The sequence below is a fragment of the Methylobacterium sp. Leaf94 genome, assembly GCF_001426045.1.
GTDB lineage: Bacteria > Pseudomonadota > Alphaproteobacteria > Rhizobiales > Beijerinckiaceae > Methylobacterium.
In genome coordinates this window covers 7,501-22,704 of sequence record NZ_LMRM01000023.1, presented here as the reverse complement: position 1 = coordinate 22,704, position 15,204 = coordinate 7,501, and the positions used below count along the sequence as shown (strand labels likewise).

14 protein-coding genes and 1 tRNA gene (1 of these 15 only partly in view) are annotated in these 15,204 nt (G+C 70.5%); 11 read left to right on the top strand and 4 right to left on the bottom strand.

All coding sequences use genetic code 11. From position 1 onward, the window contains the following. Nucleotides 1-86 precede the first annotated feature (86 nt). The 3 genes from ASG63_RS13050 to ASG63_RS13040 form a co-directional block, all read right to left on the bottom strand. Complete coding sequence (locus ASG63_RS13050; RefSeq protein ID WP_055955505.1) at nt 87-713, bottom strand: ATP-dependent Clp protease proteolytic subunit; 627 nt, start codon at nt 711-713, stop codon at nt 87-89. Between the two features lie 132 nt (nt 714-845). After that, nucleotides 846-2,294: a trigger factor gene (tig, locus tag ASG63_RS13045; protein WP_056217424.1), complete on the bottom strand. Its 1,449-nt coding sequence runs from the start codon at nt 2,292-2,294 to the stop codon at nt 846-848. Nucleotides 2,295-2,468: 174 nt separating this feature from the next. Next, nucleotides 2,469-2,553 (bottom strand) — tRNA-Leu (locus ASG63_RS13040). Nucleotides 2,554-2,783: 230 nt separating this feature from the next. On the opposite strand from ASG63_RS13040, the gene ASG63_RS13035 reads away from it, so the two are divergent. Next, entirely contained in the window at nt 2,784-4,253 is a 1,470-nt protein-coding gene (locus tag ASG63_RS13035; RefSeq protein ID WP_056216758.1) for a multicopper oxidase family protein, read from the top strand. Here the strand turns inward: ASG63_RS13035 and ASG63_RS13030 are convergent. Continuing rightward, nucleotides 4,250-5,755, bottom strand: a complete 1,506-nt coding sequence (locus ASG63_RS13030) for an NAD(P)H-hydrate dehydratase (RefSeq protein WP_056216756.1) — start codon at nt 5,753-5,755, stop codon at nt 4,250-4,252. The genes ASG63_RS13035 and ASG63_RS13030 overlap by 4 nt on opposite strands. A 217-nt stretch (nt 5,756-5,972) precedes the next feature. On the opposite strand from ASG63_RS13030, the gene ASG63_RS13025 reads away from it, so the two are divergent. The 10 genes from ASG63_RS13025 to rnr all read left to right on the top strand — a co-directional run. Next, a complete protein-coding gene (locus tag ASG63_RS13025) occupies nt 5,973-6,311 on the top strand; it encodes a P-II family nitrogen regulator (RefSeq protein ID WP_003600526.1) in 339 nt (112 codons plus the stop codon). Nucleotides 6,312-6,779: 468 nt separating this feature from the next. After that, the gene (gene glnA / locus ASG63_RS13020; protein WP_056216753.1) at nt 6,780-8,192 is read left to right on the top strand and encodes a type I glutamate--ammonia ligase; all 1,413 of its coding nucleotides are present in this window, start codon (nt 6,780-6,782) and stop codon (nt 8,190-8,192) included. A 190-nt stretch (nt 8,193-8,382) separates the two neighbouring features. Next, entirely contained in the window at nt 8,383-9,090 is a 708-nt protein-coding gene (locus ASG63_RS13015) for a hypothetical protein (RefSeq protein ID WP_056216750.1), read from the top strand. Nucleotides 9,091-9,315: 225 nt separating this feature from the next. Further along, a complete protein-coding gene (locus tag ASG63_RS13010; protein ID WP_056217421.1) occupies nt 9,316-10,131 on the top strand; it encodes a quinoprotein dehydrogenase-associated SoxYZ-like carrier in 816 nt (271 codons plus the stop codon). After that, entirely contained in the window at nt 10,109-10,726 is a 618-nt protein-coding gene (locus ASG63_RS13005; protein ID WP_082559296.1) for a rhodanese-like domain-containing protein, read from the top strand. Before ASG63_RS13010 ends, ASG63_RS13005 begins: the two co-directional genes overlap by 23 nt. A 36-nt stretch (nt 10,727-10,762) precedes the next feature. Then, a complete protein-coding gene (locus ASG63_RS13000) occupies nt 10,763-11,152 on the top strand; it encodes a thioredoxin family protein (RefSeq protein WP_056216748.1) in 390 nt (129 codons plus the stop codon). 9 nt (nt 11,153-11,161) lie between these two features. Further along, on the top strand, nt 11,162-11,881 hold the full coding sequence (locus ASG63_RS12995) for a cytochrome c biogenesis CcdA family protein (protein WP_056216745.1): 720 nt from the start codon (nt 11,162-11,164) through the stop codon (nt 11,879-11,881). A gap of 81 nt (nt 11,882-11,962) precedes the next feature. Beyond that, a complete protein-coding gene (locus tag ASG63_RS12990) occupies nt 11,963-12,541 on the top strand; it encodes an NADPH-dependent FMN reductase (RefSeq protein WP_056216742.1) in 579 nt (192 codons plus the stop codon). A gap of 73 nt (nt 12,542-12,614) precedes the next feature. After that, on the top strand, nt 12,615-12,953 hold the full coding sequence (locus ASG63_RS12985) for a hypothetical protein (RefSeq protein WP_056216739.1): 339 nt from the start codon (nt 12,615-12,617) through the stop codon (nt 12,951-12,953). Nucleotides 12,954-13,098: 145 nt separating this feature from the next. Next, nucleotides 13,099-15,204, top strand: partial view of a ribonuclease R gene (gene rnr / locus ASG63_RS12980; RefSeq protein WP_056217415.1) — the 5' portion only. Its footprint extends 204 nt past the window's final position; the window shows 2,106 of its 2,310 coding nt (coding positions 1-2,106); its start codon is at nt 13,099-13,101; the stop codon falls past the right edge of the window.

The following is a 15,204-nucleotide window of genomic DNA, read 5'->3' as shown; positions in this document are numbered from 1 at the left end:
CGCGACGGGATCAAGGCAGGCGCCCAAAAAGCGCCCCGCCTCGAAACGACGCGCCGGGTCGGACGGCCCGGCGGTCCCGGTCGAGCTTACGCGGCGACGGGCTCCGGCCGCTTCTGGATCACCTCGTCGATGAGCCCGAACTCCTTGGCGGCGTCGGCCGTCATGAAGTTGTCGCGCTCCAGTGCCTGGACGATGGTGTCGTAGTCGCGGCCGGTGTGCTTCACGTAGATCTCGTTGAGGCGCTTCTTGAGGGCCTCGATCTCGCGGGCATGGATCAGGATGTCGGTGGCCTGGCCCTGGAAGCCGCCGGAGGGCTGGTGGACCATGATCCGGGCGTTCGGCAGGGCGAAGCGGTGGCCGGGCTCGCCGGCGGTGAGCAGCAGCGAGCCCATCGACGCGGCCTGGCCGACGCAGAGCGTGGTCACGGGGCAGCGGATGAACTGCATGGTGTCGTAGATCGACAGGCCGGAGGTCACGACGCCGCCCGGCGAGTTGATGTAGAAGGAGATTTCCTTCTTGGGGTTCTCGGCCTCGAGGAACAGCAGCTGCGCGACGATCAGCGATGCGCCGTAATCCTCGACCGGGCCGGTCAGGAAGATGATGCGCTCGCGAAGCAGGCGCGAGTAGATGTCGAAGGCACGCTCACCGCGGCTCGACTGCTCGACCACCATGGGCACGAGCGCGCTGTTATAATAGTCGACCGGATCTCTCATCATCACGTGCCCCAGCTACAAGGGGTCCGGCCGCGCCGCGAATCGGGCGCGCACCGGACGTTTCAGCGAACTACGGCGATGGTGAACATCGCCTTACTCTCGAGCCCGCCGCCCTCGTGGGAGCAGCCGGGCTCAATCGGCCTTGGCGACGGCGGGCAGGCCCTCGTCGGTTCCGGTCGAGGCGGACGCGTCGGTCGCGCTCTTCGTCTCGGACTGGCCCTCGGCACCCGCCTCGGCGTCGTCCTCGTCGGCGAACAGCGCCTCCTTCGAGACCGGCTCCTCGGTGAGCGTCACCTGCGCGAGCACGTGGTCGACGACCTTCTCCTCGAAGATCGGCGCACGGAGCTCGGCGAGCGCCTGGGCGTTCTTGCGGTAGAAGTCCCAGACCTGCTGCTCCTGTCCGGGATACTGCCGCACCCGGGCGATCAGCGCCTGGTTCACCTCGTCGTCCGAGACCTTGATATCGGCCGTCTCACCGACCTGTGCAAGCACCAAGCCGAGGCGGACGCGACGCTCGGCGATTTTGCGGTACTCGGCGGTCGCCTTCTCCTCGGTGGTGCCCTCGTCCTCGAAGGTCTTCTCGCGGGACTTCAGGTCCTGCTCGACCTGGGCCCAGACGGCGGCGAATTCCTGGTGGACGAGGCTCGGGGGCAGCTCGAAGGCGTACTTCGTGTCGAGGGCGTCGAGCAGGTCCTTCTTGAGCTTGCGGCGGGACTGCGCCTCGAAGTCGCTGCCGATGGCGGTGGAGACCGCCTCCTTGAGCTTCTCGAGGGACTCCATGCCGAAGGTCTTGGCGAGCTCGTCGTCGATCTTGGTCTCGCCCGGGGCCTGGATCGCCGTGACGGTCACGTCGAACTCGGCATCCTTGCCCGCGAGGTGGGCGGCGCCGTAGGCCTCCGGGAAGGTCGACTTCACGACGCGCTTGTCACCGACCTTGGCGCCGACGAGCTGCTCCTCGAAGCCGGGGATGAACGAGCCGGAGCCGAGCTCCAGGTCGATGCCCTCGCCCGTGCCGCCCTCGAACTCGGTGCCGTCGATGCGGCCGACGAAGTCGATGGTGACGCGGTCGCCGGTCTCGGCGGCGGCCCCCTCCTCGCGGGGGGCGAAGGCGCGGTTGGAGGAGGCCATGCGGGTGATGGCCTCGTCTACCTCCGCGTCGGAGGGCTTGGCCACCTGCTTCGTCAGGCTGACGTCGGACAGGTCGACGAGCTCGAAGGTGGGCAGCACCTCGAGAGCGACGTTGAACGAGACGTCGTCCTTGGCGTCGAGGGCGCGCTCGACGATCGACTGCTCGCCGGGGAACTCGATCTTGGGCTCGAGGGCGAGCTTGAGGTTGTTCTCCGTGACGATCTTCTGGTTCGCCTCGTTGACGGCGTTCTGCAGCACGTCGGCCATGACCGAGCGGCCGTAGAGCTTGCGCAGATGCGCGACCGGCACCTTGCCGGGACGGAAGCCCTTGATCTGAGCCTTGTCCTTGAGGGTCGACAGCTCGCTGGTCAGGCGCTCCTCGAGCTCGTTCGCGGCGAGCAGGACCTGAAACTCGCGCTTCAGTCCCTGGGAGAGTGTCTCGGTCACCTGCATGGTCGTCTTTCCGCTGTCGTCCGTGTGATCGCGCAAATTCGGTTGGTCCCTCGCGGCCCGCTCCTGCGGGCCCCACGAGGTCGGCGCCGGAACGATGCGCCGCCGGGGGCCGGCTTCGTGCAGCGGGCCGGCCGGCCATCGCACTGAGCCAATCCGTTCCCGATGGCGATGGACTGGTGCGGGCGGAGGGGCTCGAACCCCCACGTCTTGCGACACTGGAACCTAAATCCAGCGCGTCTACCAGTTCCGCCACGCCCGCAAGCGCCAACGCCCGGCGCGCTTTCCGCCGCCAGAGCGGGGTCCTATAGCACGCGCGCCACGGGCCGCAGCAAAAAAATCGGGGCCTGCCGCCGATCGCTCCCGGCATCGGCGACCGCCGCCGGGGGGCGATTTGGCGTCCGCCGAATCCCCATTCTACAAGCGCTGCCCGGACCGCGATCACCGCCTGGACGCGCGCCGCGCCCTGCCCTCCCCCGATGCCGAGGTTTCATGCCGAACACCCGATCGCTCGTCCCGAACGATCCCGTCTCGGCCTCGCGCCGCGCCCTGCTGGGCGGCGTCGCGGCCCTGGCCCTGCTGCCCCGCGGCGTCCGTGCGCAGGGGACGAAGGCGCCGTCCGCCCCGGCTGCTTCCGTGCCCGCCCCGGCCGCTGCGGGCCCCGCCCGCACCCTGACGGCGGCCCCCGGCACCCTGCGCCTGAAACCCGAGCCGGCCGCCGCGACGCCGGTCTGGTCGTTCGACGGCCAGGCCGCGCCGCCCGTGGTGCGGATCCGGCTCGGCGAGACGGCGCGGCTGAAGGTCGAGAACAGGACGGACAAGCCGCTCAGCCTACACTGGCACGGGGTGCGCAACCAGAATCCCATGGACGGCGTCGGTGGCGTCACCCAGGCGCCGATCGCCCCGGGCGCCGACTTCACCTACGCGTTCGTGCCGCCGGATGCCGGCACCTTCCTGATCCGTCCCCTGGTGGTCGGCGGCTCGAGCGAGCCCTCGGGCCGGGGCCTCGCCGGCGCCCTAGTGGTCGAGGAGGCCACGCCCCCGGCCGTGGACCAGGACCTGACCCTGCTGATGCAGGACTGGCGGCTCGACGACACGACGACCCTGCTGCCCTTCGGCCAGCCGCTCTTCGCGGCAAGCTCGGGGCGCCTCGGCAGCCTCGTCACGCTGAACGGCGTGCCGGTGCCGGCCCCGATCACGGCCCGTCCGGGCAGCCGCCTGCGGCTGCGCCTCGGCAACGTCTGCAACGCCCGCGGCACCCGCATCCGCTTCGACGGCGTGAAAGTCTACGTGCTGGCGGTCGACGGCCAGCCCACCGACACCTTCGAGCCTCTGCGCGCCACCCTGCCCTTCCCGCCCGGCACCCGCTACGACCTCATGCTCGACATGCCCACCGACGCCGGCGACAAGGGCGCGATCACGGCGCTGATCGGCAACGGCATCGCGCTCGCGACCCTCTCGACCACGGCGGAAGCCGCCGCACCGCCGCGACCGCCGATCGCCAAGATCGGCGACAATCCCCTGCTGCCGGCCGAGGTGAAGCTGCAGAACGCGGTCCGACGCGACATCACCCTCACGGGGGGCGCCCGCCTCGACAAGGACAAGCCCGCCGCCGAGCCGGTCTATACCGGCGACCCGTCCCGGGTCTGGTCGGTGAACGGCGCCCCCGGCACGGCCGGGATGGCGCCGCTCTTCTCGGTCAAGCGCGGCCAGGTGGTGGTGCTGGCGATCCGGAACGAGACCGCCTTCCCGCAGTCGCTGCACCTGCACGGCCACGTCTTCCGGCTGCTCCACCCCCTCGACGACGGCTGGGAGCCCTACTGGCTCGACACCTTCCAGCTTCTCGAAGGCCGCACGGCGCGGATCGCCTTCAAGGCGGACAATCCGGGACGCTGGCTCATCAGCGCCACGGTGCTGGAGCGCTTCGACACCGGGCTCTGGACCCTGTTCGAGGTCACCTAGGCCCCGAGCAGCGCGCGGAGAACCTCGGGCATCCTCTCCGGCAGGTCCTCGGCGATCAGGCCCGGCCCGTGGCGCAGACCCGCATCGCCGTGGAGCCAGACCGCCGCGGCCGCCGCCTCGAACGGGTCCATCCCCTGGGCCAGGAGCCCGGCGACGAGGCCGGCCAGGACGTCGCCGGCGCCGGCGGTGCCGAGATAGGGCGTGCCGTGATCGTTGATGGCGGCCCGGCCATCGGGGGCGGCGACGACCGTATCGGCGCCCTTGAGGACCACGACGGCGCCGGCCAGAGCAGCGGCGCGGCGGGCGCGCGTCAGCTTGTCCGCCTCCGGATCGACCGCGTCCGTACCTTCGAACAAGCGGGCGAACTCGCCCTCGTGCGGCGTCAGCACCGCGGCGGACCCGCCATCGCAGAGGTGGGCCCCCAGGAGGGCGGCCTGCCCCGTGAAGCTCGTCAGGGCGTCGGCGTCGAGGACGAGGGTGCGCCCCGCCGCGGCCGCCACCGCCACGAGATCGCGGGTGGCCGCGCCGATTCCGAGGCCCGGGCCGGCCAGGACCACGTTGAGGCGCTCGTCCACGAGGAGGTCGTCGAGGTCGTCGGCGCTGTCGCAGGCGCGCAGCATGAGGGCGGTGCAGTGGGCGGCGTTCTCCGCCAGGGCCGCGCTCGGCGAGACCAGGGTGACGAGGCCGGCGCCCACGCGCAGCGCGGCGCGGGCCGCCATTCGGGCCGCCCCCGTGCGATAGGCGGGGCCGGAGAGGACGAGGGCGTGCCCGCGCGTGTACTTGTGGCTCGCGGCACTCAGCCGCGGGAAGGCCGCCTCCCAGAGGCCCGGGCCGTTGCGCCAGGCCGGCGCGGCTCCGGCTAGGCCCGCCTCCAGCGCGTCCGCGCCGATCCCGATCTCGGCCACCTGCAGGGTGCCGCAATGGCTCCGTCCGGGCTGGAGCAGGTGTCCGGGCTTCAGGGCCACGAAGGTGACGGTCTCGGTCGCCAGCACCGCGACGCCGCGCACGGCGCCGGTGTCGCCGTCGATCCCGCTGGGCACGTCGACGGCGAGGACCGGGCAGGCGGCCTGCCCGAGCCGGTTCACCAGGGCGGCGACGTCCCCCTCGAGATCGCGTGCGAGACCTGCGCCGAACAGGGCGTCGACGACGAGGCCGTAGGCCGAGAGATCGCCGACCGCCGAAAGCGCGAGCACCGGTCCAATCCAGGCCTTCGCCGCCTCGGCCGCATCGCCGGACAACGCTGCGGGCGGCACCAGCCCGGCAAGGTCGACCGGATGGCCGGCCTCGACGAGGCGGCGGGCCGCCACGTAGCCGTCGCCGCCGTTGTTGCCCGGTCCGCACAGGACGAGGATGCGCGCACCCGCCCCGGCCAGCAAGCGGGCCCGCTCCGCCACGGCGGCCCCGGCCCGCTCCATCAGGGCGAGACCGGGGGTTCCGGCCGCGATCGCGGCTGCATCGACCCGGCGCATCGCCTCGACGTTGAGCAGATGCAGGGTGGTCATGGGGGATTCCTTCTGGAATGCGTGCCGGGATGTCTGCCGGCTGCTCGTCTGGGGCTCATGAAACGGCCTCAGGCCCGCCATCCGCTCAAACGATTTGCGGCACCTGCATGTTTGTTGTGCAGTTTTCCGCCCTCACCGAACAAATCGGCGTGGCGAAGGCGGGACGGCGATGATACCAACGATGGATCAAGAAGCATCGAGGTCAGGCCCGCCCGGCATGAAGAAGATCGAAGCGATCATCAAGCCTTTCAAACTGGACGAGGTGAAGGAAGCTCTGCAGGAGGTCGGCCTCCAGGGCATCACCGTGATCGAGGCGAAGGGTTTCGGACGCCAGAAGGGCCACACCGAACTCTATCGCGGGGCCGAGTACGTGGTCGACTTCCTGCCCAAGGTGAAGCTCGAGATCGTCCTGTCGGATGCTCTCGTGGAGGGCGCCGTCGAGGCGATCCGCAAGTCGGCCCAGACCGGGCGCATCGGCGACGGCAAGATCTTCGTTTCGACCATCGAGGAAGCCATCCGCATCCGCACCGGCGAGACCGGGACCGACGCGATCTGAGGCCTCGGGTCCCCGCCCCGGACGCCCGGCGAAAGACTCCGCCCCGTGAACGATCGACGGGAAGGCCTCGCGCGGACACCCCCTCGGCCTGGATCCGGCCTCGTTCCCGGAGAGGCGCCCCGGAGGTCCCGCCGCACCGCTCGGCGCGCTCCGATTCTCCCCCGCCATGCGGACAGACGCGCGCGGCGTCACGGACATCCGATCCCATCAGGGCTCTCCGACCTGCCAAGACGGCCGAAAAGCGGATCTAAGTTTCTGTTTTTGCGTCTGTTCTCGCGGCGGCCCGGTGCCGGGCGCCGAGAAATTGCGCTGGCCCGGACGCTCCACCTGCGCTAAACGCTCGACGCCCAAGACGCTCCACGCCCGCGACGCTCGACGGCTAAGACCCTTCCGCTCTGCGGCGCGCCGGCGCACGCTGCGGCAAAACCACGGCCGCAACGGGCCGAGACATGAAGGAGACCCCCAAGGATGGCCAAGACAGCAGCCGACGTCCTGAAGGAAATCAAGGACAACGACGTCAAGTACGTCGACCTTCGGTTCACCGATCCGCGCGGTAAGTGGCAGCACGTCACGTTCGACGTCTCGCTGATCGACGACGAGATGTTCTCCGAAGGCACGATGTTCGACGGCTCGTCGATCGCCGGCTGGAAGGCCATCAACGAATCCGACATGCTGCTGATGCCGGACCCGGCCACCGCCTGCATGGATCCGTTCTTCTCGGCCTCGACCATGTCGATCGTCTGCGACGTGCTCGAGCCCTCCACCGGCGCGCCCTACAGCCGCGACCCGCGCGGCACCGCCAAGCTGGCTGAGGCCTTCCTGAAGTCCACCGGCATCGGCGACACCATCTATGTCGGTCCCGAGGCCGAGTTCTTCGTGTTCGACGACGTGAAGTTCGGCTCCGACCCGTACCACACCGGCTTCCAGCTCGATTCGACCGAGCTGCCGACCAACGGCTTCACCGACTACGAGGGCGGCAACCTCGGCCACCGCGTCGCCACCAAGGGCGGCTACTTCCCGGTGCCGCCGCAGGATTCGGCGCAGGACATGCGCGGCGAGATGCTGGCCGCCATGCAGTCCATGGGCGTGAAGGTCGAGAAGCACCACCACGAGGTGGCGTCCGCCCAGCACGAACTGGGCATGAAGTTCGACACCCTGACGCTGCTCGCCGACCACATGCAGATCTACAAGTACTGCATCCACCAGGTCGCCCAGAGCTACGGCAAGACCGCGACGTTCATGCCGAAGCCGGTCTACGGCGACAACGGCTCGGGCATGCACGTGCACCAGTCGATCTGGAAGGACGGCAAGCCGCTCTTCGCCGGCGACAAGTACGCCGACCTCTCGCAGGAGTGCCTCTGGTACATCGGCGGCATCATCAAGCACGCCAAGGCGCTGAACGCCTTCACCAACCCGTCGACCAACTCCTACAAGCGCCTGGTACCCGGCTACGAAGCCCCCGTGCTGCTCGCCTACTCGGCGCGCAACCGCTCGGCCTCCTGCCGCATCCCGTGGACGACGAACCCGAAGGCCAAGCGCGTCGAGGTCCGCTTCCCCGACCCGATGGCGAACCCCTACCTCGCCTTCTCGGCCCTGCTGATGGCCGGCCTCGACGGCATCATCAACAAGATCGATCCGGGCGCGGCCATGGACAAGGATCTCTACGACCTGCCGCCGCGCGAGCTGAAGAAGATCCCCACCGTCTGCGGCTCGCTCCGTGAGGCCCTGCAGAACCTCGACCGCGACCGCGCCTTCCTCAAGGCCGGCAACGTCTTCACCGACGACCAGATCGACTCCTTCATCGAGCTGAAGATGACGGAGGTCATGCGCTACGAGATGACCCCGCACCCGGTCGAGTTCACGATGTACTACTCGCTCTGAGAGCGACCGAGCCGGGCGTCAGGCCCGGCTCACCGGATGACGGCGCAACGCCGGGGCCTCGCGCGGGGCTCCGGCGTTGTGCGTTTCCGACGACCTGCGGAATCCCGACTGTGGGTCGCGGCAGGCCCCGAAGGCGGAACCATGACCCTGCCAGCGGGCTTGCCGCCCCGACGTGAGGGCCGGGACCGGGATGCAGACGGACGACCAGATTCAGCGATCCCGGCGGGGCGACCGCCTGGAGCGTACCAACGCCCTGGTGCAGACCCTCGCGATCCTCGCGGCCGGCGCATGGGCGGTCTACACCTTCATCTACGAGGCCCGGATCAAGCCGGCCCTGGAGCCGCCCGCCGTCTCGGTGACCACGAGCCTCGTGCGGGCCGGCGAGCGCGACCGGCACGTCGCCATCCGCTCCACGGTGACGCGCAAGAACGTCGGCCAGACCGGCGTGCGCGTACTCGGCCTCGTCTACAACGTCACGGGGGTACGGGTGCGCTTCGATGCGTCCTCCAGCGGCAAGCCCGAGGACGGGAAGGCGTCGGCGGATCGCACACGGACGGCGCGCGCCTACGACTTCGCGGGTTCCGGCGAGGCGATCCTGCGCGAGGGCCGGCTGTTCGCCGGCGCCACCGCGGCGGGGGGCGAGCCCTCCGATCTGAATCCCGGCGAGTCGGTCTCGCGCGACCTCATCGTCTATGCCGACCGCGACCGCTTCGACTTCGTCCGCTTCGAGGTCAGCCTCGCCTACACCAAGGGCGACGAGCCCCCGGTGCTCCTGACCTTCGAGACCGCCCCGAACGGGACCCTTGCGTTGAAGCCCGACGCGGATTGCCGGGCGGACCCGCAGACCTGCGATCGGCTCAAGACCACGGATTTCGGCACGGAATTCTCGCTCTGGTAAGGGCACGCGACACGGCGACATCGATTCAGCGACGAAGACGGATGCCTCGACGAATCGAACGCCCTGACGTGCCCGACGCCTCGTCACGCAATCTTGCGCACGATATTTCCGCGCACCACAATCCGAAATCGGACTTTCCCCGCGCCTTGGCGTAAGCAGGCTGCAAAGGCCTCCGCAGTCGCGAGACGGCCTGCACGATCGTGCGAGGAGTGAAACGCCATGCGGATGTCCCACCGCGCCGCCGCCCTGAACGCTGGCCTGTTCCTCGCGGCCCTGGCCGCGCCCGTGACCGCCTGGGCCGCCGCGGGCGACGATGCGGCCGAGCGCGACGCGCACTGGAAAGACCTGCAGCAATCGATCTTCGGAAACCGCCCGGTGGAGACCGCCAAGCCGCTGGTGCGGATGGACCTGCCGGACCGGGCCAACGATGCCTCCCTGGTGCCCCTGACCCTGACGATCGCCGACAAGGACCGGATCAAGGGCCTCTACCTCGTCATCGACGACAATCCGGCGCCGCTGGCCGCGCACTTCACCTTCGGCCCCGCCGCCGATCCGGAGGAGCTGAAACTGCGCGTCCGGGTCAACACCTACACCAACGTCCACGCGGTCGCGGAGACCAAGGACGGCGCGCTCGTGCAGACCACCCAGTTCGTGAAGGCCTCCGGCGGCTGCTCCGCGCCCATGGGGATGACCGACGAGGAGGCGATGAAGGGCATGGGCGACATGCGCCTGAAATTCGCCGATGCGGCCCCGGGCAAGCCCATCGCAGCGACCCTGATGATCCGCCATCCGAACTTCACCGGCCTGCAGATGAATCAGGTCAGCCGCGAGTACACGCCCGCGCGCTACATCAACCGGATCAGCGTCAGCTACGGCGGCAAGAACGTCTTCGTCATGGAGGGCGACATCTCGATCTCGGCCAACCCGGTGATCAATTTCGCCATGCTGCCGGAGGGCAAGGGTCCGGTCACGGTGGTGACGCAGGACAACCAGGGCGGACGCTGGGAGCGCAGCTTCGATGCACCGGTCGCCAGCAACTGAGCGCCTCCGCGGGGCCGCGGCCGCCTTCCTGGTGGCTTGCCTGGCCGCCACGGTTCTGACCGCCGCGTCCCCGGCGGACTCGCCGGTCGACGTGCCCGAGCCCGCCGGCCTGTGGGAGGGCGCGCTCCAGGGCTACACCCCCAAGACCCTGGCGGGCGCCACGGTCTTGGACGGGCCTCAACTCGACGCCCTGATCGCGGGCGGGTCGGTCGTGCTGATCGACGTGTCCGAGGCCGGCCCGACGCCGCCGAACCAGCCGGCCGGACGCCTGTGGCGGCCGATCCACCGGGCCATCCCGGACAGTACCTGGCTGCCGGGGGCCGGGTCCGGGACCCTCACCCCTCCGGAACAGGCCGCGCTCGCCGACCGCATCGCGGCGCTGACGCAGGGGGACCGCGGCCGGGCGATCGTCACCTACTGCCACCCGGATTGCTGGGGCAGCTGGAACCTCGGCAAGCGCCTGATCGGGCTCGGCTACCGGAACGTCCACTGGTATCCCGAGGGAATCGAGGGCTGGCAGGAGCGCCACGACACGGCGGCGATCCACCCCGACGAAACCTGGACGCGACGCGCTCAGGACGGCGCCGGGCCCTGAGGCCCGATTCACATCCAAGCCGAGGCAAGCCCTTCCATGCTGTACCGCCGCTCGCTCCTCGCCCTCCTGGCGCTCGCGCCCCTCGCCCTGTCTGGGCCGGCCGCCGCCGAAACGGTGCCCTTCACGCCCGAGGCCTTCGCGGCCGCGCAGAAGGCGGGCAAGCCGATCCTCATCGAGGTGAGCGCGCCCTGGTGCCCGATCTGCAAGACCCAGAAGCCGATCCTGGCCAAGCTCGCCGAGCAGCCCCGGTTCAAGGACCTCGTCATCTTCGACGTCGACTTCGACACCCGCAAGGACGTGCTGCGACAGTTCAACGCCCGCATGCAGAGCACCCTGATCGCCTTCAAGGGCGAGACCGAGACCGGCCGCTCGGTGGGCGAGACCCAGCCCGAGTGGATCGAGGGCCTCGTCGAGAAGACGCTTTAGGACGCTCCGATGGGCGCGAGCCTGGGACTGGCCTTCCTCGCCGGCCTGCTGTCGGTGCTCTCACCCTGCGTGCTGCCGCTGCTGCCGCTGGTCCTCGGCGCCGCCGCCTCCGAGCATCGGTTCGGGCCCCTGGCACTCGCCGGGGGTCTTGCCCTCTCCTTCGTGGCGATCGGCCTGTTCGTGGCCACGATCGGCTTCGGCCTGGGGCTCGACACCGGGATCTTCCGGACGGGCGCCGCCATCCTGATGATCCTGCTCGGCCTCGTGCTGATGCTGCCGGCGGCGCAGACCCGCCTCGCCGTCGCCGCCGGTCCGCTGAGCAACTGGACCGAGGCACGCTTCGGCGGGCTCGCCACCGCCGGCCTCTCGGGGCAGTTCGGCGTCGGCCTCCTCCTCGGCGCGGTCTGGAGCCCCTGCGTCGGGCCGACCCTCGGGGCCGCCTCGCTCCTCGCCTCCCAGGGGCGCGACCTCGGCGCCGTCGCCCTCACCATGGTTCTGTTCGGCCTTGGCGCCGCCCTGCCCCTCTGCATCCTCGGCACCCTGTCCCGCGCCACCCTGGTGGGCTGGCGCGACCGCATGATGGGCCTCGGGAAGGGCCTCAAGATCGCCCTCGGCCTCATCCTCGTGTTGACGGGACTCGCGATCGTGCTCGGCGTCGACAAGGCGCTGGAAACGCGCCTCGTCGACGCCTCGCCCGACTGGCTCACGCGGCTGACGACGCGGTTCTGACAGCGGAGCCCGCCGGCCGGTGGGCTTGGAGGCTGCCGGCACCCCGGCGTATCCAGGAGCGGCATCCCCGGAGGTCCTCCCATGTCCCTCGTCGTCCCCGTCATTCTCGGCTCCGTCCGCTCCGACCGGCAGGGCCTGCGCGCTGCCCGCTTCGCCATCGGTGAACTGGAGCGCCGCGGCATCGAGGCGCCCCTGGTGGACCCGGCCGAGCTGAAGCTCCCCCTCCTCGACCGGATGTACAAGGAATACCCGAAGGGGGAGGCCCCAACCGTCCTCGAAGACCTGGCGACGCTCTACCGGCGCGCGGACGCCTTCCTGGTCGTCTCGGCCGAGTACAACCATGCGATCCCGCCCGCCCTCTCGAACACCCTCGACCACTTCCTGGAGGAGTATTCCTGGCGGCCCTCCGGCATCGTCTGCTACTCGGCCGGACAGTACGGCGGCGTGCGGGCGGCGATGCAGCTCCGAGCGATGCTGGCCGAGCTCGGCGCCTCGAGCATCCCCTCGCTCCTACCGATCCCCCGCGTCGGCAAGGCCCTGGACGAAGCCGGGGCAGCCCAGGACGAGTGGCTGCCGAAGGCCGCCAAGCGCTTCCTCGACGAGTTGGTCTGGTACGCCGAGGCCCTGCGGGGGCAGCGGGCGAAGGGAACGCCCTACTGAGAGGCATCGTGATCCGGGCTGGCGCGAGGCTTGCCCTCGGGTTGGGACCGATCCCTCGCGCCGAGCGCCCTTCATGTCCGAGACCACCACGGAACTTCGCACGCTCCTCGCCAACCTCGTGCGGGCCGCCCTCATGTCGGACGACCGGGCCAGCGCCCTCTGGCGCGAGGCCGCCCGGCAGGGTCAGGCGAAGCTGGCCGCGGACCCCGCCCGAACCGAGGGCCTGACCATCGAGGGCTTCTGGACCCAGGGCGTGCGCGAGGCCGAGGCCCCGGAATATCGCGAGGCCGAGGGACAGGTGGAATTCGGCTTGCCGGCCCTGTGCCCGTTCACCCTGGCCGAACTCGTTGCGCCCGGCTTCGACGTCGATGCGGCGGTCGAGCGCCTGCGCAAGTCGGCCGCCACCGGCTGAACCATGTTGAGGGCCGGGCCCGCGCCGTTGCCGGGGCGGGGTCCAGCGCCCATGTTACGGAGCAGTCGTCGGGGTGCGCTCCCGCCCCCGGCGAGACACGTCCTCTTCGCGTATGGCTTCGCGCCCGCGCAGCGAGCCGGATCCCTTGGCAAAACGTATCCATCCCAATCCCGGCGCTGCCGGTCTTCCCTCCCGGGAGCAGATCCTCGCCTTCATCGCCGCCTCCACCGAGACGGTCGGCAAGCGCGAGATCGCGGCGGCCTTCAACATCAAGGGCGCCGACCGGATCGGCCTCAAACGCATCCTGAAGGAGATCGAGGAGGACGGCGCCATCGCCCGCGGGCGCGGCGGGCTCGCGCCCTCCGGCCGCCTGCCGCCGGTGGTGCTCGCCGACATCACCGCCCGGGACCGCGACGGCGAGTTCCTGGCGAGCCCCGCCGAGTGGGACGTCGGCAACGCCGCCGCCCCGAAGATCACCGTCGCCACGCCCCGCGGCGGCAAGCGCCCGGGCCAGCCGGCGCCGGGCATCGGCGACCGGGTGCTCCTGCGCGTCGAGGCCAGCGCCGGCGAGCCGGGCCGCTACACCGCCCGCGTCATCAAGGTGCTGGGCAAGAGCAAGTCGGACATCATCGGCGTCTTCCGCGCCGGCCCCGAGGGCGGGCGGATCATCCCCGTCGAGAAGCGGGCACAGGGCCGGGAAGTCGCGATTCCCGCCGGCGAAGAGGGGGACGCCCGCGACGGCGACCTCGTCAGCGTCACCCTCCAGCGCGAAAGCCGCTTCGGCTTGGCCCAGGGCCGGGTGCGCGAGCGCCTCGGGTCGCTGGGCTCGGAGAAGGCCGTCAGCCTGATCGCGCTGCACCTTCACCACATCCCGCACGTCTTCGCCGCCGCCACCCTGGCGGAGGCCGACGCCGTGGTACCGGTGGGGCTCGCGGGCCGCGAGGATTGGCGCACCGAACCGCTGCTCACCATCGACCCGCCGGATGCCAAGGATCACGACGACGCCGTGATGGCGACGTCGGATCCCGACCCGGCCAACGCGGGCGGGTTCGTCGTCACCGTGGCGATCGCCGACGTCGCCGCCTACGTGCGTCCGGGCTCGGCCCTCGACCGCGAGGCTTTGGTGCGCGGCAACTCGGTCTATTTCCCGGACCGCGTCGTGCCGATGCTGCCCGAGCGCATCTCCAACGACCTTTGCTCCCTGCGGGAGGCCGAGGACCGGCCGGCGCTGGCCGTCCGCATGGTGATCGCCGCCGACGGCACGAAGCGCCGGCACAGTTTTCACCGGGTGATGATGCGCTCGCGGGCCAAGCTCAGCTACGCCCAGGCCCAGGCCGCCATCGACGGCTTCGCCGACGACGTCACCGCCCCCCTCCTCGAGCCCGTGCTGCGACCCCTCTGGGAGGCCTACGCCGCCCTGCGCGAGGCCCGCGACGCCCGCGGACCGCTGGCCCTCGACCTGCCCGAGCGCAAGGTGCTGCTTGACGCGGACGGGGCGGTCGACCGCGTGGTGGTCCCGGCCCGCCTCGATGCGCACCGCCTCATCGAGGAGTTCATGATCCAGGCCAACGTCGCGGCCGCCGAAACCCTCGAGCAGGCGCGCCAACCCCTGATCTACCGGGTGCACGACGAGCCGGCCCTTGAGAAAATGCGGGCCCTCGGCGAGGTCTTGGCCTCCATCGGCATCAAGCTGCCGAAGGAAGGCATCCTGCGCCCGGCCCTGTTCAACCGCATCCTCGCCACCGTGGCGGAGACCGAGCACGCCATCTTCATCAACGAGGTCGTCCTGCGTTCGCAGGCCCAGGCGGTCTACGCCGCGCAGAACCTCGGCCATTTCGGCCTCAACCTCCGGCGCTACGCCCACTTTACCTCGCCGATCCGGCGCTACGCCGACCTGATCGTCCACCGGGCCCTGATCTCCGCCTGCCGCCTCGGCTCGGACGGCCTGTCCTCCGAGATGTCCGTGGCGGCCCTCGACCAGATCGGCGAGCAGATCTCGGCCGCCGAGCGGCGGGCCATGGCGGCCGAGCGGGAAACCATCGACCGTCTCATCGCCCATCACCTCGCCGACCGGGTCGGCGCGACCTTCACCGGCCAGATCTCCGGCGTCACCCGGTCCGGCCTCTTCATCAAGCTCGACGAGACCGGGGCCGACGGCTTCGTGCCGATCTCCACCATCGGGGCCGACTATTACTGGCACGACGAGGCCAAGCACGCCCTGGTCGGCGAGCGCTCGGGCGAGACCCATCGC

What these genes read in the sequence shown, in the direction of transcription:
- ASG63_RS13050 (WP_055955505.1), bottom strand. Translation starts at nt 713, where the DNA reads ATGAGAGATCCGGTCGACTATTATAACAGCGCGCTCGTGCCCATGGTG.
- tig (WP_056217424.1), bottom strand. Translation starts at nt 2,294, where the DNA reads ATGCAGGTGACCGAGACACTCTCCCAGGGACTGAAGCGCGAGTTTCAG.
- ASG63_RS13035 (WP_056216758.1), top strand. Translation starts at nt 2,784, where the DNA reads ATGCCGAACACCCGATCGCTCGTCCCGAACGATCCCGTCTCGGCCTCG.
- ASG63_RS13030 (WP_056216756.1), bottom strand. Translation starts at nt 5,755, where the DNA reads ATGACCACCCTGCATCTGCTCAACGTCGAGGCGATGCGCCGGGTCGAT.
- ASG63_RS13025 (WP_003600526.1), top strand. Translation starts at nt 5,973, where the DNA reads ATGAAGAAGATCGAAGCGATCATCAAGCCTTTCAAACTGGACGAGGTG.
- glnA (WP_056216753.1), top strand. Translation starts at nt 6,780, where the DNA reads ATGGCCAAGACAGCAGCCGACGTCCTGAAGGAAATCAAGGACAACGAC.
- ASG63_RS13015 (WP_056216750.1), top strand. Translation starts at nt 8,383, where the DNA reads ATGCAGACGGACGACCAGATTCAGCGATCCCGGCGGGGCGACCGCCTG.
- ASG63_RS13010 (WP_056217421.1), top strand. Translation starts at nt 9,316, where the DNA reads ATGTCCCACCGCGCCGCCGCCCTGAACGCTGGCCTGTTCCTCGCGGCC.
- ASG63_RS13005 (WP_082559296.1), top strand. Translation starts at nt 10,109, where the DNA reads ATGCACCGGTCGCCAGCAACTGAGCGCCTCCGCGGGGCCGCGGCCGCC.
- ASG63_RS13000 (WP_056216748.1), top strand. Translation starts at nt 10,763, where the DNA reads ATGCTGTACCGCCGCTCGCTCCTCGCCCTCCTGGCGCTCGCGCCCCTC.
- ASG63_RS12995 (WP_056216745.1), top strand. Translation starts at nt 11,162, where the DNA reads ATGGGCGCGAGCCTGGGACTGGCCTTCCTCGCCGGCCTGCTGTCGGTG.
- ASG63_RS12990 (WP_056216742.1), top strand. Translation starts at nt 11,963, where the DNA reads ATGTCCCTCGTCGTCCCCGTCATTCTCGGCTCCGTCCGCTCCGACCGG.
- ASG63_RS12985 (WP_056216739.1), top strand. Translation starts at nt 12,615, where the DNA reads ATGTCCGAGACCACCACGGAACTTCGCACGCTCCTCGCCAACCTCGTG.